This is a genomic window from Sporosarcina sp. P29 (assembly GCF_002743265.1).
Classification (GTDB): Bacteria; Bacillota; Bacilli; order Bacillales_A; family Planococcaceae; genus Sporosarcina.
Genome location: NZ_PDYX01000001.1, coordinates 257168 through 276749 on the forward strand (window position 1 = coordinate 257168; position 19582 = coordinate 276749).

Consider the following 19582-nt stretch of genomic DNA (forward strand, 5'->3'; position numbering starts at 1 on the left):
AAAAGTCACGATTTTCATTTAGTTGGCATGTCAATAAAGGATTACTGTATGTACCTGTCACTTGGCAATTGTGCTAATGAATGAAGAGGGAAATCTACGCACTGAAGAGAAATTTTCACAGCTACTTCCGAATTAGAATACCTATGAAAAACGACACATCCATACTACATGTGTCGTCGTTTGAATAATTCTATTAAAATCCAGTCGGCCAATTGGCTAAACGCCGCTCGCTCCTGCCATCGTTTTTCACACACGCAAAATCCAATGACTGACAGATAAATTTACGCGTCTCCCGGGGATCGATTACATCATCTATATAATGACTTGCTGCAGCCTTATAAGGTGAACTATCAAACGCCCAATTTTCCAGTAACTTCTTCCGTTCCTCTTTCGGATCTTCTGCTTTTTCCAATTGCCTACCATATACAACATTAATCCCGACTTCCGGTCCTGTGAAATTGATTTCCGCAGTTGGCCAGGCGACGACGAAATCTGCACCCATCGTCGGACCACACATATTGCCATAAGCTGCCCCTATACTCTTTCGTATAATGACGGAGATTTTAGGCACCGTTGATTGCGCTAATGCTTGATTCCACACCATAATCTTAGTAGGTATTTTCTCTTTTTCAGCTTGCGTACTGATTCTGAATCCTGGTGTATCATGAAGGAATATCAGCGGAATATGGTAAGAGTCACAAAGACAGATGAAATCGGTTGCCTTTTCACATTCTTCTGGACCGCCCGCACCCGCGTATTTATTCGGCTGATTCGCAATGATTCCGACCGCACGCCCATCCATATGTGTCAGAACCGTAATCAGTGCCTGTCCGTAGCCAGATTTATACTCCATATACTCGCCGTCGTCTACAAGATCCTCGATAATACGTTTCATATCATAAACTCGATTCGCTAACGGTGGAAGAATGGACAGTACATTGTTCGCCAGGCGGGTAGGACTGTCATTTGTCTGCTTGCGTGGTGGTAATTCCGAGCTATTTGACGGCATGTACGCAAAGAACTTTTTCATTTGCTCTATGCACTCTTCAGTAGAGTTTGCCGTGGCATCTACTTGTCCAGTCTGTCTGACATGTACTTCCGTTCCGCCTAACTCTTCTTTAGATACCTTTTGACCGCTAGCCATTTCTAGCATACGCGGACCCGCCACTGCAAGACATGTACCTTTTACTTGTGTCACAAAATCAGACGATACCGCAATCCAAGTCGGCCCACCAAAACTGTCTCCGAAAATCCCTGTAATCATAGGGATTTCTCGACTTAATGTTAAAAGCTCTTGAGGGAATAGTTTAGTACTAATTCCGTCAGAACCCATTCCATCAGGCATCCTGAGGCCGCCACCTTCATTCAAGTTGAACATAGGCAGACCACGCTTAATTGCATATTCCATCAATGATTTTGACTTCCGAAGATGGACAGTCCCTTCCGTACCTGCGAAAACAGTTTGGTCACCGGCTTGAATAACTGCATGTCTGCCATTTACTTTCCCCAAACCACCAATTAAACCGTCACCCGCACTATCGCTTCCTACCCCCATTTGATCTGAGTAATTCAGCAAGCCGAGTTCCATGAACGAATCTTTATCGACAAGCAGATCGATACGTTCCCTTGCAGTATAGCGACCTGATTGGCGCTGTTTCTTTAGCTTATCTACTCCTCCACCTTGCAACGCTTGCTCTTTTCTCCGTTTTAAATCTTCAACAGATAGATGCACTTCATTTTCCGCTGGTTTATGCGTCACGTTGACCACCGCCCTCTTTCAAAAGCCTTCTCAGAATTTTCCCTGAGCTCGTGGTAGGTAATTCCTCAATGAATTCAATTTCCCGAGGATATTTATAAGCCGCCATATTATTTTTCGCCCAGTCTATTATTTCTTGTGGTTCGATTTTGCCTTTATAATCATTTTTCAATACAATGAACGCTTTGACGCTCTCTCCTCTTTTGGGATCTGGCACACCTACTGCAACAGACTGCGAAACAGCAGGATGACTACTGAGCAAAGCTTCCACATCATCGGGGAATACACTATATCCCGAACACTTAATGAGCTCTTTAATGCGTCCTAAATAATATAAATACCCTTCGTCATCCAACTTCCCGAAGTCACCCGTATGCAGCCAGCCATCCCGTAAAGTTTCCTCAGTTGCTTCCGGTCTGTTCAGATACCCTTTAAACACACCTGGCCCTTTTAGGAGGACTTCTCCCTCTTGCAAGGCTGGCATTTCCTCGCCAGTCGCTGGATCAATGATTTTAATTTCCGTTTCATTCACAGCGATACCACAGCTTCCAAATTTAATATTCTCCTGCGGCATAAATGTATCGCCTGTATGTGTCTCACTCAGCCCATACGCAGCTTCAAACATCGGACATCCTTTTGTAACTGATGCCCATTTATGCGCTAGTTCTGCTGTGACTTGAACACCGAAACTAGTAGACATATTCTTTTTCAATGAAGAAAAATCACGGTTTTCAATACCAGGTATTTGTAGAAGAGCACCATTCATAATCGCTATACTGTACCACGCTGTAACTCTATACTTTTCCATCGCTAGAACTGTCGCTTGTGGATCGAACCTTGTCATCAAGACCGTTTCACTAGCATTATAGACAGGAATATTTACGCCCATTAGCATGCCAGCAATATGGCTTAGCGGTGCAATCGATAGCAACACTTCATGTTGATTCAGTTCATTGCCGGCAACTGCAGCTGCTGTTTTGTATAAAGCATTTCCATGAGTTAGCATGGCGCCTTTTGGTCTCCCTGTCGTCCCGGAAGTAAACACGAGTAGTGCAATGTCTTCCCACAAATCAATAGCAGGATATTCCTTAAGTGGCTCGGTTTCCTGTATGACTCCACTAAAATCATACGTATCTTTAAATGAAGTTTTCGTTGTATTATATTCTTGTGGAAATGGAAGACTAGGCTCCGATGGTAAATAATCTATATAATTGGTTGTGATTTTACAATGGAGCCCCGGAACTTCATCCGCAATTTCTTCAATACGGCTATAGATTTCCTGTCCCGCAATTATGCCTTTAATATCTGCTTCCTGAATGAGATAGATCAACTCTGCTTCTCGATACATTGGATTCAGTGGAACTACAATGCCACCCATACGTTGAATCGCATAATGTCCGATAATATATTGGGGGCAATTCTGCATATACAGTGCGATTCTGTCTCCTTTTTTGAAGTTCTTATCGATAAAGAAATGTGCCAATCTATCAATTTGATCATCTAGTTCTCTCCAACTTATCGCATTGCCGTAAAATTGGAATGCCGTCTGTTCTGATAGAGCTTGCGCATTGTGTTTTACATATTCATGCAGAGGGATTTCACCTAGACGATAAGTTAATGTTTCCGGTACTGTGGATGGCCAATAAGGTCGCACTGTTTTTTGCATAGTAATTCCCCTCTCCTATCTACTAGATAGCCTCTTCATTAAATAGAGTGGTTGCCTAATACATTCCAAACCATTTTTATCTTACTTCACCGGTACTTCACGGTAATCATAAAACCCTATTTTCGTTTTCCTTCCTAGTTCTCCTTTATCTACTTTTTCTTTAATGCATGCAGGCGGCTTATCTCTTTCATCTCCACTTTGCTGATATTGATGTTGCATGGCCGAATACACGACGTCAGCTCCTGACATATCGATTAATTGGAATGGTCCGAGTTTATGACCAAGAGACTTTCTTATAATGAGATCGATATCTTTGAAGTCAGCAATTCCTTCTTCGTATAAGTACGTTGCTTCGCGATGAATTGCACCAAGTATACGATTCGCAACAAATCCAGAAATCTCTTTCCTCAGTAGGACTGCCGTACGCCCAATTTGTTTTGAAACTGCCATGGCGATATCTTTTGTCTCTTCAGAAGTTTTTTCACTCATGACTACTTCAAGGCTATCCATTACAAGTGGCGGGAAGAAGAAATGCATATTACACACTTTATCCGGTCTGTCCGTCACTTCGGCAATTAATGAATTCATAATAGTTGAGCTGTTCGTCGCCAATATAGCATGAGGTGGTGTAATTTCATCTAATTTTTTAAATAGCTCTTGCTTCGCTTCAAGGACTTCGACGATCGCCTCAATTACAAGATCTGCATCTTTTGCCGCTTCTTCTAATTGATCTGTAAAAGTTAGCAATGAAAAAGCTTTCTCTACAGCTGGCTCATTAATCTTCCCTTTTCTTACCCAATCACTCATCAGACGCTCCAAGTTATTCTTTGCCTGTTGCAAAGCTTCCTGATTAATATCCTGCAAAGTGGTTTGGTAACCACCTAGCGCACATAGCATGGCAATCTGGTGCCCCATCTGCCCGGCACCAATTACTGTAATCCGTTTCACATCGTTTGAATTCATATCTTTCCTCCTCTTTATCATTATACTAACTGGTTGGTATGTTCTGAATACTATAATAACTAGTTTTCATTTCTTTAGCAAGTGTAAATAAAGATTTAAGTTCAGTGGCTTTTACATAACACAAAAACCCTAACAAGAAGTACATGACTTCCGTTAGGGTTTCAATAGCTTTCATTATTTCACGAAGAACCCTGCAACTTGTTGTTGTTCATCCAATGTTATAGTGTACACTCTATTGTCTTCTTTGTATTTCGTAGCAATGGTCGCAACAAAGTATTGCTCTTTTTTAGCGACTGACTCTTTTTCAAAGCTGACGAATTCACCAGATTCTTTTACAATATCCGACACTTCTTGTAGTTGTTCTACAGATAACGCATCTTTCATCGTCGCATCAAACATTGATCGCATTTCATCAAACTTTTCTTCATTAAATAACGAGATTGTTTCTTTTGATTTCTTAATATACTCTTTGGCAGCAGAATCATCGACCTTATTATTTCCACATGCGGCAAGTAGAAAAACCGTCGCTAGAGCGAATACAATGATTTTTTTCATTCCCTCACTCCTTTCCATTTAATTAAGGCTTGTACGTACAAATCACTTCGTAAGTTCCTTGTAATCATTTATACATCTAATGGATAAAAACAAGCCGCCATAAAGTGATTCCAGCTGTTCTATGTATATACCTGAATCCACAATCATGGATAGTGTATCTCGGTTTAATTGACAGCCATCGCATACTTTCTCCCATAATGGATTTACTAGATCTTGTGCTTTTGCAAGAGTAGGTTGCTTCATTTTGACATGTTCAAAAAATAAAATGGTAGCACCCGGTTTACTAACGCGTTGGATTTCTTTTAATGCAAGTAGTGGATTGGGTATTGTACAAAATACTAACGTCGAGATGACCGTGTCAAATGTATGATCAGCAAATGGTAATGATTCTGCATTTGCCTCATATAAAGTAATGGGAACATGCGCGTTTCGTCCTCTTCTAGTAGCTCTGCGACTCATCTCTGGATTCGGTTCGATTGCTGTTACATGTTTTGCTTGCTGATAATACGGAAAATTAATACCGGTACCTGAACCAATCTCCAGTACATTCCCTTGTGCATGACGAATTAATTCCGTTCGAACTTTTTTAAATCGCGTTGCTTCTAAAGGCTTCATGGCCATGTCATATATTTTTGGAAATACACTTACCATTATAATAACTCCTTTTATCACTTGATTATTTTCTATGAATAGTTGTTACCATTCTAGTTGTCTACACGTTTTATTATGTAGATTAGTCCGTACATAATTGATAGAAAGCAAACGTACTATATACGAAAAGGAGCTGATTATTGATGGGCGCAATGTGGATTAAAGCAGCAGTGATTTATTTCTTAATCGGTGTAGGCTTTGGACTATATATGCATGCTACTATTCAACTTCAGTGGGTAGCCACACATGCACATATTAATGTGGTTGGTTGGCTTACAACGGCTATGATCGGAATAATATATACGATCTATCCCCAAGCAGGTAACAGTATACTTGGAAAAGTACATTTTTGGCTCTATAACATTGGATTGCCTGTATTATTAATAGGCATGTTCATCATACAACCAGCACTAGGATTGCCTATGGTTTGGATTCAACTTTGTATCTGGGCTGGCGGTAGCGCATTAGCTATTTCCATTCTACTATTCATCGTCAATGTATTTAAAAATGTCCATGCACCTTTCCGGATGTCTTGAAAACGACACTTCAAAATCCTTACACATCTTAGACGTATTCTTTTATTGCATCCAATAAAATCTGTTCTTTGATTTGATAATGGGTAGCTTGCCAGATCGCACGTTTATCTTTTAAAATCAATAATTGCGGAACTTCGTGTGGAACACCTAAATCTGTTTCAATGGCCGCTGAAAGTTTTTTACTTACTTGTGTGATGATGATGTAAATAGGCAATTCCGTTCGAAGTCCATCCAATTCTTTTTTAGCTGCTAAACTACTAACAGAAGTCATGCTAGATTTAAACAACAGAAAGGGTTGCTCATCTGACTTTTCAAGTAGTTCCCGCCACTCTTCAACCTTTTTAATTCTTTTCATTTTATATTCTCTCCTTATAGACAAAACCTTAAATAGTGTAGATTCTTCTATTCTATAGAGCGTACTGAACTGATTCCTCTTTTTTGCTTATTTATATCTCGACAAACGGCAGAGACCCTCACTTTTAAAAGTGAGGGTCTACCTATTGTAGTAACAAATTATTTATAAATAACCATTGATCCGTGACTTATCTTCTTCACTAATTTCTTCTTCTAAGTCCTCAATACTTTCTGCTCTGCGTTCATTTTTCTTTTTAATCCGTTCGAACTCTTTGCCCTCTGCAAACTTCATCGCATCTTCTGCTGCTTCCATATTACTAATCGTCTTATTCAATCGGACTTTGTTGTCAGCAGAATCATTCGGTTTCGGGTAGTTCTTCGTCATCATATACACTCCTTTTTGAAGTTTTCGTTCTATATGATAGCTTTCCCGTATCTAGTTGAACTATACAAAGTTCATGGCAAACAGATCACTCATCATTACGTGTGTGTTTTCCTAAGCTGTCGAACGCCTGCTGCAATGGTACTTTTAATGCAGGGGCTAATGTTTTTGCAAATTGCGCAGTAATATGATTATCATCACGATAGACAATGATATTCCCAATGACAGGATAACAAGTCGTTTCATCACAAAAAGAGTTGGTTAAGTCTGCGAAGAACACATTCGATGGAATACCTTCTGTCACTTCCCATGGTGTGTCCTTGGCAATCGCTTGATCCCTTGGCACTGAACACTCTAATGGATCGTCTGCTTTTTCAAGGCAGATTGGAATAATTTCTTGCATACGAGGATTATCACGTATCGCAAAGATTGTCGTAACACCTTCTAATTTCTTCCATTGATTAACAAATCCTCGAGGTACTTTTGGTCGCTTATTCACCGTCGAAGTGGTGAAAACCAAGTCAGGGGGATCTTCTAGTAACGTATCAATTAAGTTACTATTCCAAGGAATACAAGCTTTCGTTAAGTTTCCTCTAGGATCTTCGTCTGTAAATCGACAACCATCATGACTATACAAATCAATTTTAAAATTCATTTCTTCCGCTAATTCTATTAAAGCTGGGAACCAATGACCGGAATGTGAACCACCAACGAGCGCTAACGTAAAATCAAAGTCCTTCAATACACCATAAGAACATTTTCTGACTTCCGTGAGGTTAGCCGACTGGCATTCCAAATCATTATAAAATACGGGAAGATCTGTTTTGATTTCTGAAGGTGATGGGATCAGGTCTACATGAGATACAGGTTTCATATTAAACTGATTTGATTGAGCGCCAGGGTAATCTTGTTCCTGGACAATATCCGAACTAGCTGTTGCCTCTTCAATATAAGCAGAAATAGAAAATATTGAGCTACACGCGAGTACTACCATAGTCGACAATACGACTAGCAATTTTCCATTTTTCTGATTGCGACCTAATTTTTGAACGGGTTTTTCTACTAGTTTTGTAGAAATCATGGACAACACAAAAGTTGTCATCAAAAGTAAAATACCATCTCCAAGAGGCACTGTTTCTGTTTCCATATAGGAACGATAGAAAATCAGCAACGGCCAATGCCATAAATACACACCATATGTAAGACTTCCTAAATAGATAAGAGGCTTTGTTGATAAAAAACGATTTACTCCATATATCGTTATACTTTCAGAGGCGATTAATATAAGTAATACTCCACTAATAGGAATCAATGCCAAATACCCAGGGAATACAGTGGACACTGGGAATAATATTCCAGTAAGTCCAATAATCGCTAAGCCTAGCCATCCTAAAACAACACTCCATCTTTTATTGAAAAATAGGTACGGTGATAGTAAAGCAAAAATACCGCCAATACTAAATTCCCAAATCCGCGTGAATGTATTGAAGTAGGCAAAAGGTTGGTTAACATTCGTTTGATAGACGGACAAAACAAGCGAACAAATAAACACTATGATTAGCGAACCAAGTAATGTCTTATATACAGGTGTTTTCAAAAACTTTCGGGCGAGATAATAAATAGACGCCAGTAAAGCTGGCCAGATCAGATAAAATTGACCTTGCACACTGAGTGACCAAAAATGTTGAAATGGACTTGCAAAATTATCTTTTGCTAAATAGTCAACAGAATCCAATGCTAACCGCCAGTTTTCAAAATAAAACGTGGAAGCCATCATATGTGCAATGATTTCTCCCCATTCAAACTGGGGTAGAAGAATTACCGCAAAAACTCCAGTGAAAATCAAGACGATTGTGGCTTGGGGTAATAGCCTTCTCATTAAGTTCAGAAAATATTCGATGAAATTCACTGATCCGGTTCGTTCTATTCGCGAGATGATGGACAATGTCATCAAATACCCTGAAATAACGAAGAACACATCGATTCCACCAGACACCCTACCAAACCATATATGATAAATAGCGATCAATAATGTTGCAACCGTTCGTACCCCTTCTATCTCGGGCCTAAATCTTTTATTTGGTAACTTTAGATCCGACATAACTTCCTCCGTTACATATGCTCTTTTAATTTTAAATGCATTTAATACTATATCATAATACTACAAAAACGTTCATTTTTCTCTATTAATATAATGAGGTTTTATCAAGTATTAGCATAAGTAAATATTTCAATTTACAAAAAAAGAACAGATGTCTCAGAAAGACTTCTGTTCTTTTTCCACTATGAATCTTAATTTCACTTCGCTTTAAATGCATCTTGTAAGTAATAATAAGATTTCTTCAATCGTTCTTCATACATAGGAACTTGCCAACTATCCCATGTGTAACTTTCCATTGAATCTAGCTTTTTGTCGTGTATCTGAGGAAATGACTCCAGTACCTTGCCATCTTCTGATGTTAAAACCGCTCCAATAAATATTTCATCGATATTTATACTTGTTTTCGTACCATCCACCAACAAATTCTCGATAAACTCTTTTCTACTTGGATCCTTTGCTTGTAACAACATCCATGGAATACGTAGTTCCAGCATGCCGTCACGCATACGATAATCTGCTAAAGAATCATAATCGGCTGAGTCTGGGTCTCCATTTCCTTCCTGTAGCTTTCCCGTTTCATAGAAACTAAAAGGAATCGTACGTTTTTCATTTTTCACTAGATATTTTCGATTTAACGCATACTGCATCGGAATAAACTGATTGGTTCGATCTTTCATTTCATTTTCTGGAATATATCCTACATCCTTACCGTAGTCATGGTGGAATAGATCATAATGAGGGTCAATCAACATACGTGATTTGGCCCCGTTAATTTTAGCAATGAATTCTAGACCGTTAGTAAATTGAATATCTTCTATTCTACTAGCACGTGCATTTCCACGCCCTGGTATCGTGTCAAAGAGAATATTCACTACATCCGTTTTAGCTATTTTGGATTCATCATAATCTACCCGAATGTACAAAAATGTTTCGTCATGATCTATATACATTTTTTCGAGCGTGCCTTGCTTGTTTTTGTACATCGGTTCTCCTGTCCATTCCTCTTCATATCCAGCCACTTTTATTTTCAACGGGTCAAAGCTGAGCAGTCCGAACTTTTGTTCATTCGTTTGCGTGTTTGACCAGTATGGACGACGATCTGGATTATCATATTCTGCTGTGTTCCACGTTCGTTTAAACCACTCATCTTGCCATGAAAACACTAGCGCTCCCATCATATCCTCATGCAAAATATCTTCATATAAATGTGTTAGTATCTCCCCTTGTCGATCCTCTGATATAAAGCCCTGATTCCAGCCAAATGGATTTTCATGCGCTTTTCCCCTAGATGCTGGAATTCCAAACTCTGATATTAAAATCGGTATTCGATGCGCTTCATGCAAATCTTTTAAATAGCCAGCGTAATTATTCTTCTGGCCTCTGAAATCAATAAACTCACGATATTTTTTCTCGTAGTTCAAGAAGTCTGGATAATAAGGATACACATGATAGGAAGCAAATTGACCCGGCTTGTCCATTTCTCCTTTAGTGTAGAGTAGATTCGGATTAACGGATACGATATCTTCCTGACCTGAAGAATCTGACGGGTGTGTCAGCATATCAGTTGTTACCCAGTTGACGAAGCTCATCGGCCGAATCTGCTGGTAGTTACGCACTTCATGCGACACTAGTACATCCATTTGTTCCGCTAGCCAATATTCAAATGCAGCGGCACCTTTTGTTTCAAAATACTTTCCATTATATTCTCCTAAATCAGGGTGTAGTTTATTCGTGTTTTCTACCATGAAAGGATACCATTCAATTCCAATCATCCACGCTGTGACCCATTGGGAGATATCCGCGTCGTATACACCGGATGCATGACCTGGACGGGACGGCACAGTAGCATTTCCGTGAATGACATCGACCAGCTGAACCATTTCTTTTTGAAAGTCTTGCAAGTTCTCTTTTTCAAAGGCATCCAATGACTCTTCCAGTTTTTCTTCATTGATCCAGACACCATGCATGACATATATAGGGGTATCGTGTACATCGTTATACGCTTTTAAAGCATGATAAAAATCAGGTGGGTGAAGCGTGTAGACTCGGATAGTATTCGCGTTCATCTCACCAATTGCTTCGAACCATTTGTAATATTCTTCTTCTGTAATGGCAGCTTCCCCAGGAAATGCTCCCGGCTTCCCCATTCCAATATTCACGCCTTTCACAATCATCGGAGTCCACTTTCCATCTGTTAAAACTTCCAAATGTTTTCCGTTCATTCGTGAGGTCATCTTTACTCCCTCTTGCTTAGGCTCTTTCTCTTCCTTTGATTCTACCTGACCAAACTTTTCAAGCGCACCTTGCACCATGGGTACATATGCTGACCAGAAGAATGTTTTCTCAGAGGATCTTTGAATCATTTTATATACTTTCGCTATTCCTTTTACTTGATAGATAGAAGGGACATTTTCCACGCTGCTGAAATCCCCAGAAAAATACATGCTCTCAGAAACACCTGATGTATGACGCACTACTGCATCGAATTGAGTAGGAATTCCTTTCTTCGCTAACAGCTGTTTTCCTTTTTCAGTAAGATTCCAATCGTACACCGCTAAAGATTCCCCTTGCTCTGCTGTTACGATATCAAACCAAGAGTGAAAGTGATGCGACCCCGAGATGTTTAATCGTTCCGTTCCAATATCCGTAAATGTTAGCTGAATACCCTCTTTTGAGAGCTCTTCATCTTTTTCCAATGCTAGAACTTCGCCTGTAGTATCATTAACTAACAAAAACCCAGGACCATTATATGTCCACTCTGCTGCTTGTCCAGCAAGAATACTTTGCATTTCCGCATTCTTTTGTGGGTCAAGTTCCTCCACATAACGTCCTTTCCAACCAGAAAACTTCAATCCCATTCGATCCTCAACACGCGTACGTACTTTCTCCGAAGTGGGCGCAGAAAACGAATTATACTCCGCTATAAATAATGAAGGCTTTTTTGAATTCAGTCTTTTCAAGATTCTTTGCCACTCTACTTCTTTTAGTCCGCCATGATCATCTTCGTATGCAGCAAGCACAGGATCATTCATATCTACCATACTTTCATCGATACTAGCGGTATTTGCCAAGTAAATTATATCTTTCTGCACATACTCTTTAGGTAGTGGTTTCAACTCTGAAATACCTTTTCCTTCTACTACTGTGAATCCGCCATAATAGTCACGTGCAGGATCAAATGGTTTGTTATGCGGTGCTTTTACTTTTGAATAGTTTAATACCCAGCTAATCCCCAGATGTTTTGTATGTAAGTTTTCTACAGCCGACTTATCAATAATAGCTACCTTCATCGGCGGATTACTCTTCAAAAACCATAACCCTACAGGCACAATGAGTAAAAATGCTATAACCATCATAACCATTACTAACTTCTTCATAAGTAGTCCCCCCTTTCACTAGTACTCTTTCACTTTCACTTTTTCTTTCTTAAAATAGGTTGAAATAATTAGAGGGTATCTAATTATTTTCTTAGTAAGAATGATAAGGGTAATTAGTATTATTCTATTAATTATTTTAATAATCATATCATAGTATAATACTTTTTCACTAGTCTTTCTTATATTTTTCTCTCAAGTGTTGCTATTAAATGGTTTTTTTCAGTACTATTACTCAATTGCACTAGTACTTTCTTGGAGAGATTACTTTACACTAGATAATCATGGGCTTGTGGTGAGTAAAGTCTGTAGGATGAGCCTATGTAAAGTAAGCATGAATGCCACAAATATCTAGTGATGTTGCGGCATTTATTATCCTAATTAATAGTTAGGACGATCACAGGCAGAAAAATATTATCTGTATTTTCTTGCATCTGGATGCGCTACTTCATTGATTGCCTTACTAGTAATGGGTTAGTGCTTGAATGCTCTTCACTTCGACATATCATCTATGATCCAAGGAACAGCATGAAGCAAATCTGGAAATACTGCATCTGCCAGTGGATCTTTTGTACCTAGGAAGACCGTCTTGGTCCCTGCTCTTTTTCCGGCAATAATGTCTGTATCCGTATCGCCTATCATATAGGAAGTGGACAAGTTTACATTATGTTTCTTTGCGAGTTTTTCTATCAACTTACTGTGGGGTTTGCGGCAATCACAACCAGACTTCGGCTTATGCGGACAATATGCGACTTCGTCAATTATGGCACCTTCCTTTGCGAGCTCTGCTATCATATGATCATGTATGGATTTCAACTTAGATTCCTTCATGTAACCAAGACCTACACCGCCTTGATTCGTCACTACAAATATGTAGTCAAACGATTGATTCAATTCCTTTATCGCTTCTGCCACTCCTGGCAAAAAATATAATTGATTAGGTTCATTCACAAATTTCACTCGATCCGTCAACACTTCATTGATCACACCATCTCGATCCAAGAATACAGCTTTTTTCATAGTAGATTTCCTCCCAATTAAAAGATCTTATTACTATTCATAGTATCCTCATTACATTCTTTTAAACGTAGTACCTTTCCAACTTCGCCTATAGACATAGTCAAGCAAGATTATTGTGGTCTTACGAAATAACAATTAACATAGCCTGTATGTTAGATTTATAACGAACTCCGAATTATTTTGTGATCTGTAATTAATTATGAGGTGATGCGTGGACATGGTAAACTCACAAAAATTCGATTTTAAAAAGAACCTTCCCTTGATGATTGTATTATTATCGGGTGCGTTCATTACAATCCTGAATCAAACGCTTCTCGCTACAGCCCTTCCGCCAATCATGAAGGATCTTCAGATTAGCGAAAGTACCGTGCAGTGGTTGCAGTCAATCTTCATGCTAGTTAACGGGATTATGATTCCTATTACAGCTTTTTTCATCGGCAAGTTTACGACTCGACGACTATTTTTGACAGCGATGAGTATATTTGCTTTAGGAACACTAATTGCAGCGACATCTCCAAACTTCTCTATATTGTTAATAGGTAGAGTTCTCCAAGGTGCGGGAGCCGGGATTATGATGCCGCTACTGCAAACTATTATGTTCTTGCTATTTCCGATTGAACAACGCGGAAAAGCAATGGGGTACTTTGGACTCGTCATTGCATTTGCGCCAGCTATCGGGCCGAGCCTATCTGGATATCTCGTAGATCAGTACCCTTGGCGCAGTGTATTCTACGTTGTTTTACCGTTTGCTTTGTTAAATATCGTAGCCGCTTATTTCTTGCTGAAAAACGTAACGAAACTAACCAATCCAAAAATGGACTATTTATCGATTGTGCTCTCTACATTCGGTTTTGGTGGATTACTCTACGGCTTCAGTATTGCAGGTAATACGGGTTGGCTACATGTGAACGTTTTACTTTCGTTAATCATTGGGGCAATTTCACTTGCTTGGTTCATTCTAAGACAATTGAAACTAGAACAACCCATTCTCGAGTTTAAAGTGTTCAAGTATGGCGTATTCACACTGGCAACTAGCTTAGGTATGATTGTATTTGCTTCCATGATTGCATCTACAGTGATCTTACCGTTGTTCATGCAGACTATGCTTGGTTTTAATGCACTCCACTCCGGTCTTATGCTACTTCCAGGTGCAATTGTCATGGGTATCATGAATCCGGTAACGGGGACGATATTCGATAAGTATGGTGCCAAATGGTTACTGCTATCAGGCTTCACCATCTTAACCGTAACGACATTCATGTTCGCAAACTTATCAGTAGATACAACGTTCACCTATTTAGCCATATTAAACGCTGTAAGAATGTTTGGTATTGCGATGATTATGATGCCTTCGACTACACTAGGTCTGAATCAGCTACCCAATCACTTGATTTCTCATGGTACAGCTATGAATAATACTTTCCGGCAGATTGCGGGGTCTATTGGAACTGCTGCGCTCGTGACAATCATGATCACATCCGATCTAGATAACGGAACCATTGCTGGTCAAATTCAAGGTGTAAATACAGCCTTCTTCGTTTCAGGTTGTATATCCATTGTCGGTCTACTATTGGCGCTGCTGATCAAGAATCCAAGACCAAAAGATACCGATGTAAAGGTGTAAAACTATAATAGGATGTCCATGAAGTGGAAACACTTCTCTGGGCATCCTTTTTTGCTTGATTTTCTATCAACAAAACCTATTGATTTCCGGTTTTTTTATATAAATTATTGTATAGTCAACTAGACAATATGTAAAGTTTGATATACATTTAACAAGACGAGGTGATGAGTGGAGTGATTAAAAATCGAGTGAAAGAATTACGTGCGCGGATGGATCTAACACAAAGTGCACTTGCAGAACAAGTTGGAGTTACACGGCAAACGATAGTGGCTTTAGAAAAAGGTAGCTATACCCCTTCTCTTTTGCTAGCTATGAACATTGCAGAAGTATTTAAGTTATCGATTGAAGAGATTTTTTACAAGGAGGATGCTTGAATGAAGAATATATGTATTTCTGTTACATTACGAATCGTGCTATTCATCGCTTTAGCTATCATGGTTTTTGATTTTTTGCAGGTTGAACAGAAATTCATTCAGATGGATCGCGGATATATTGAAGGATTTACAGTACAAGTTAATACTTGGCCAGGAGCTTTGATGATTGCTGTACTCATACTTTTTATAATCGCTAATCTGATTCACTTTTTACGTATGCGAAAAAATAACAATACCGATATACGTGATTTCATCACGTTCGAATACGACTCTACAGACGAACGAGCAGTGGCGAATACACGAAAAGCGATTAGTTATGCTTTTTCGGGTATATTAATTTACTCCTTTTTCATGATCGGTTCATTCATGTTTATTCCAAACTATTTTTTGGATTATATTTGGTATCCAATATTCGCAGTAGCTTCTATTCCAATTAGTGGTTTGATTATTTACGCGATTTCATTTACCGTTTTGCAACGCGCTTAATACATGAACGTACACCTACTTTATATAATGAGATCATTTTAAGGAAAACAAAAAAGAGAGCATTCACAAAATCTGCGAATGCTCTCTTTTATTTGGACAAATCTATTTTCTTGTTTAATGTATATATAATAACTCCGCCAATTGTCATCGATAATAATTCACCAATTCCAGCCGTTAACCATGTAGCCCAGAACGGGAAACCTAGTAAAATTGTCAGTTGAGCTGCAATGGCGCACATAGATAATGCAAACACAATAGCAGTAATCACCATTTTGACGATATCATTTTTAATTTTCTTTGTCAGTGCACGACAGACTAATAATGCGACTAACGTAGCCATAGAACCAATCGGCACATCCAAAATCCAAGTCGGTGACATAAAGTTTGCGAACATGACACCTAGCGTGACTCCGATCACGTACCGTTTATTATACAAAGCCAGATAATTGAACATCTCTGACAAACGCAGTTGGACTGCACCAAAACTGATCACTGCAAACACGAACGTCACCGTCACATACAAAGCGGCGACGAGCGCTGTTTTTGTCAGTTCATTCACCGTACTCTTACTCTTAGGCGAATCTTTAACATAAGACATACTCATTTTATTTTCTCCTTTGTGAAATAGCGAAAATGCTATTCCAGTAATAACTACGACCAAAGGAAGAAAGAGCCTATCGCTCGATCAAAAGTGTCGTAGTGCAAACAGAATTTGCTTGCTTCGGTATTATAACAGATTTCCTTATAATACAAAAGCTTTATTTTGCAATCCAACCTCCGTCAATCGGAATAACCGCTCCATGAATATAGTCCGCTGCGGAACTGGCTATGTATAATGTCAGGCTTGCAACCTCACTCGGCTGCGCCCAACGTCCTGCAGGCGTTTCCTCTGCTACCCACTTCGCCATTTCACCGTCACCTTCAAAATCCGCTTGGTTCATCGGTGTCTGGATCGCACCTGGCGCAATCGCGTTCGCGCGAATTCCATTGCGGCAGTAATCCATGTCCAGTTGCTTTGTATAACCAACAATGGCGTGTTTGGATGCTGTATAAGCCGCACCCCCACCACCTGCCACAAGGCCCGCAACGGACGCCATATTGACAATAACACCTGACTTACGAGCGATCATCTGTGGCAATATTTCATTCGTCATAAAATATGTACCCTTTACATTCGTATCCATGATTTTATCCCAAAGCGCTTCGTCAGTATCTAATGTTTTGGCAAAACCATCGAGCACCCCTGCAGTGTTTAATAAAATATCTATAGTACCAAATACGTTACACGCTTCTTTCACCGCGTGTGCTACGTCGTCCTTTACACTGACACTACCAATCGCATAGGCAAACTGTGACGGATAGTCTGTTTGTAATTTCGGGAGATCCCCCTCTTGTATATCAAATGCAAAAACATTTGCTCCATTTTCCAAAAATGCTACAGCTTGTGCGTACCCAATACCAGACCCGCCACCTGTCACTACGATGGTCTTATTTTCATATTCTGCAAATTTCATAACGGCCTCCTATATAAAAAAGCTCATGAATACTCATGAGCTTTGATTCTTCCGATTTACTCTACGATGACCCAGTCTTCGGCTAGTAAGTCACAAACTGTTGGTGTGAACATTGTATAGCCTTCACCCGTTACATCAATCACGAAATATGGATTCAGTTTTTTACCGTCTTGTTCACTTTCCCCTACTAGCTTCACGTATAACTCTGCTCCGCCCCAGTTACTACGGATGACTTTCTCTCCAGCCTTCAAACGTGGTAATACCTCTTCAAATGTCATGCATATCCATCCTTTATTAGTGTATTGATCCGCACAAGTTTATCGGGAAAAGTATACTTGATTTTGAGGACTTTTACAACTCGAGACGATTCGAACCATACTATTACGCAGAACGAACGTCACTTCTACATTGTTTAATAAATCGGGGATCTTTTTAGGTAGCAGCTTTCCAACTTGCCATATCTCACATTCCATGATAAATTGAACAATAGAAAATTTCATTACGGAATCAACATGTATAACCTCGATAATATGGTTCGAGGGTCTCTACCAGGAACCGTCAAATCCTGATTACAAAGTAATTTTTGTAATCAGGATTTTTCTATTCGAAAAAATAGTGTAGAGACACTAGTAGGAGGAATTGTTTTGGATTTACGTGTTTTATTATTGGCAGTGTCTGCTATTACAGTAGGACTAGTTGAGTTGGTAGTCGGAGGAATTTTGCCCGTCATTGCGGATGACTTGAATGTTTCCATCGCAACCGCTGGACAACTCATTACAGTATTCGCTCTCGTATACGCGGTTGCAGGACCTGTATTATTGTCACTGACCGCGAAAGTGGAACGCAAGAAATTATATTTAATTACATTAGTCGTGTTTTTACTCGGAAACATTCTAACATACTTCAGTCCGACATTCGGCTTGATGATGGCTGCTCGTGTATTGACAGCTGCAAGTGCAGCACTTGTCATTGTGCTATCATTAACGATTACAGCACGAATGGTCGAGCCACGTGTGAGAGCTAAGTCGCTTGGCTATATTTACATGGGGATCAGTTCATCGCTTGTCCTAGGCGTACCCATCGGTATTGTAGTAACGAACGCATTCGGATGGCGTTCAGTGTTTTTAGGAATTGCGATTTTGACAGTAGGTTCTATACTATTAATCGCAAAGTTTCTCGAAAAAATTCCTAACGCGAAAGTACAACCACTGTCTGTTCAGATTAAAGCTTTAGCGAATAAAAAAATATTCTTTGCTCATTTAGCGACCATGTTTATGCTCGCTGGACATTATACGGTATATGCGTACTTCACTCCCTTCTTAGAAACGACGATGCAGTTAAGTCCGTATTGGATCAGTGTATTCTACTTCCTGTTTGGACTGGCAGCAGTAGCAGGCGGAGCATTTGGTGGCGGATTAGCTTCACGTCTTGGCTCGAAGAAAAGTATTTTAATTATATTAGGGGCATTTGCGATTAGTTTATTTGCGCTTCCCTATTCCACATTCTCCATTCCACTTTTCATTATCTTCATGATGATCTGGGGTGGATTAAGTTGGGCGCTAGCACCTGCTCAGCAAGATTATATTATCCAAAGTGATCCGGTAACTTCCGATATACACCAGAGTTTCAATAACTCGGCGCTACAAGTCGGAATTGCGCTTGGATCTGGAGTTGGCGGGGTAGTTTATAGTCAAACAGGTAGTGTCACAAATATGCCGGCAGTTGGTGGCGTAATTGTTATCATCGCATTCTTATGTGCAGCTATCTCTTTATCGATAGCTGTAAAGACTCGGCAGACCGCTATGGAATAAGATAGAATGGAGTTAACTCGTCTAAGAGTTGGCTCCATTTTTTATTGAATGCCGATTCTTTTTCATGAAATGAGGGATCACTATGACCGGCCTACTTCTTAATATTATTATAATGATTGCATTTATTGTCTATGGCATAGCACTTTGGCAAGGTAAAGGTGCATCCTTACTGTCAGGCTATAATACGATGCCATTCGAAAAAAAAATGCGTATTAATGAGCGTGCGTTATGCAAGTTTATGGCGAAAATCATGTTCGCTTTAAGTTTTTGTGTCGGATTGTTCGCCGTAAGTGAACTGTTGGAAGAAGATCTATACTTCATTGTAGGATTAACACTGTTCCTATTAGTACTCGCATTTACTTTACTCTATGTCAATACAGGTAATCGGTTTAAAAAATAAGGTAGGTGTTGAAAG

19 protein-coding genes and 1 riboswitch are annotated in these 19582 nt (G+C 39.5%); of the genes, 6 read left to right on the top strand and 13 right to left on the bottom strand.

Annotated elements, in window-relative coordinates; genetic code table 11:
• Positions 1-193: 193 nt before the first annotated feature.
• The 5 genes from CSV68_RS01180 to CSV68_RS01200 form a co-directional block, all read right to left on the bottom strand.
• Positions 194-1759 carry an acyl-CoA carboxylase subunit beta gene (locus CSV68_RS01180; protein WP_233190360.1) on the bottom strand — a complete coding sequence of 522 codons (1566 nt, stop codon included), beginning with the start codon at positions 1757-1759 and terminating at the stop codon, positions 194-196.
• Entirely contained in the window at positions 1749-3422 is a 1674-nt protein-coding gene (locus CSV68_RS01185) for an AMP-binding protein (RefSeq protein WP_099661280.1), read from the bottom strand. Before CSV68_RS01185 ends, CSV68_RS01180 begins: the two co-directional genes overlap by 11 nt.
• Positions 3423-3503: 81 nt before the next feature.
• Entirely contained in the window at positions 3504-4385 is an 882-nt protein-coding gene (locus CSV68_RS01190) for a 3-hydroxyacyl-CoA dehydrogenase family protein (RefSeq protein ID WP_099661281.1), read from the bottom strand.
• Positions 4386-4559: 174 nt separating this feature from the next.
• Entirely contained in the window at positions 4560-4940 is a 381-nt protein-coding gene (locus CSV68_RS01195) for a DUF3887 domain-containing protein (RefSeq protein WP_158233475.1), read from the bottom strand.
• Between the two features lie 42 nt (positions 4941-4982).
• Positions 4983-5591 carry a class I SAM-dependent methyltransferase gene (locus tag CSV68_RS01200; protein ID WP_099632723.1) on the bottom strand — a complete coding sequence of 203 codons (609 nt, stop codon included), beginning with the start codon at positions 5589-5591 and terminating at the stop codon, positions 4983-4985.
• A 143-nt stretch (positions 5592-5734) separates the two neighbouring features.
• Between CSV68_RS01200 and CSV68_RS01205 the strand changes: the two genes are divergently transcribed.
• Positions 5735-6127 (top strand): hypothetical protein, encoded by a 393-nt coding sequence (locus CSV68_RS01205; RefSeq protein WP_099661283.1) that lies wholly within the window; start codon positions 5735-5737, stop codon positions 6125-6127.
• 28 nt (positions 6128-6155) lie between these two features.
• Here CSV68_RS01205 and CSV68_RS01210 read toward each other — a convergent pair whose 3' ends face one another.
• The 5 genes from CSV68_RS01210 to CSV68_RS01230 all read right to left on the bottom strand — a co-directional run bounded on the left by CSV68_RS01210 (position 6156) and on the right by CSV68_RS01230 (position 13358).
• Entirely contained in the window at positions 6156-6482 is a 327-nt protein-coding gene (locus CSV68_RS01210) for a monothiol bacilliredoxin BrxC family protein (protein WP_099661284.1), read from the bottom strand.
• 162 nt (positions 6483-6644) lie between these two features.
• Positions 6645-6866, bottom strand: a complete 222-nt coding sequence (locus CSV68_RS01215) for a small, acid-soluble spore protein tlp (protein WP_099632720.1) — start codon at positions 6864-6866, stop codon at positions 6645-6647.
• An 85-nt stretch (positions 6867-6951) separates the two neighbouring features.
• The gene (locus CSV68_RS01220; RefSeq protein WP_099661285.1) at positions 6952-8964 is read right to left on the bottom strand and encodes an acyltransferase family protein; all 2013 of its coding nucleotides are present in this window, start codon (positions 8962-8964) and stop codon (positions 6952-6954) included.
• Between the two features lie 197 nt (positions 8965-9161).
• Positions 9162-12341 carry a hypothetical protein gene (locus CSV68_RS01225; protein WP_099661286.1) on the bottom strand — a complete coding sequence of 1060 codons (3180 nt, stop codon included), beginning with the start codon at positions 12339-12341 and terminating at the stop codon, positions 9162-9164.
• 489 nt (positions 12342-12830) lie between these two features.
• Positions 12831-13358 carry a D-glycero-alpha-D-manno-heptose-1,7-bisphosphate 7-phosphatase gene (locus CSV68_RS01230; RefSeq protein WP_099632717.1) on the bottom strand — a complete coding sequence of 176 codons (528 nt, stop codon included), beginning with the start codon at positions 13356-13358 and terminating at the stop codon, positions 12831-12833.
• 217 nt (positions 13359-13575) lie between these two features.
• On the opposite strand from CSV68_RS01230, the gene CSV68_RS01235 reads away from it, so the two are divergent.
• From CSV68_RS01235 to CSV68_RS01245, 3 genes are all read left to right on the top strand, one after another.
• On the top strand, positions 13576-14982 hold the full coding sequence (locus tag CSV68_RS01235) for an MDR family MFS transporter (RefSeq protein ID WP_099661287.1): 1407 nt from the start codon (positions 13576-13578) through the stop codon (positions 14980-14982).
• Between the two features lie 173 nt (positions 14983-15155).
• Positions 15156-15356 (top strand): helix-turn-helix transcriptional regulator, encoded by a 201-nt coding sequence (locus CSV68_RS01240; RefSeq protein WP_369802906.1) that lies wholly within the window; start codon positions 15156-15158, stop codon positions 15354-15356.
• Complete coding sequence (locus CSV68_RS01245; RefSeq protein ID WP_099632714.1) at positions 15357-15842, top strand: hypothetical protein; 486 nt, start codon at positions 15357-15359, stop codon at positions 15840-15842.
• 88 nt (positions 15843-15930) lie between these two features.
• Here the strand turns inward: CSV68_RS01245 and CSV68_RS01250 are convergent, their stop codons facing one another.
• The 3 genes from CSV68_RS01250 to CSV68_RS01260 form a co-directional block, all read right to left on the bottom strand.
• Complete coding sequence (locus CSV68_RS01250; protein ID WP_199168336.1) at positions 15931-16446, bottom strand: QueT transporter family protein; 516 nt, start codon at positions 16444-16446, stop codon at positions 15931-15933.
• Between the two features lie 154 nt (positions 16447-16600).
• Complete coding sequence (locus tag CSV68_RS01255) at positions 16601-17356, bottom strand: 3-oxoacyl-ACP reductase (protein ID WP_099661289.1); 756 nt, start codon at positions 17354-17356, stop codon at positions 16601-16603.
• A gap of 56 nt (positions 17357-17412) precedes the next feature.
• On the bottom strand, positions 17413-17634 hold the full coding sequence (locus CSV68_RS01260) for a DUF2829 domain-containing protein (protein ID WP_099632712.1): 222 nt from the start codon (positions 17632-17634) through the stop codon (positions 17413-17415).
• A 214-nt stretch (positions 17635-17848) separates the two neighbouring features.
• A riboswitch (purine riboswitch) is annotated at positions 17849-17948 on the top strand.
• Positions 17949-18000: 52 nt separating this feature from the next.
• Between CSV68_RS01260 and CSV68_RS01265 the strand changes: the two genes are divergently transcribed.
• Both CSV68_RS01265 and CSV68_RS01270 read left to right on the top strand, forming a co-directional pair.
• Positions 18001-19167, top strand: coding sequence for an MFS transporter (locus CSV68_RS01265; protein WP_099661290.1), 1167 nt, complete (start codon positions 18001-18003; stop codon positions 19165-19167).
• Between the two features lie 82 nt (positions 19168-19249).
• Entirely contained in the window at positions 19250-19567 is a 318-nt protein-coding gene (locus CSV68_RS01270) for a DUF3784 domain-containing protein (RefSeq protein ID WP_099661291.1), read from the top strand.
• Positions 19568-19582 lie beyond the last annotated feature (15 nt).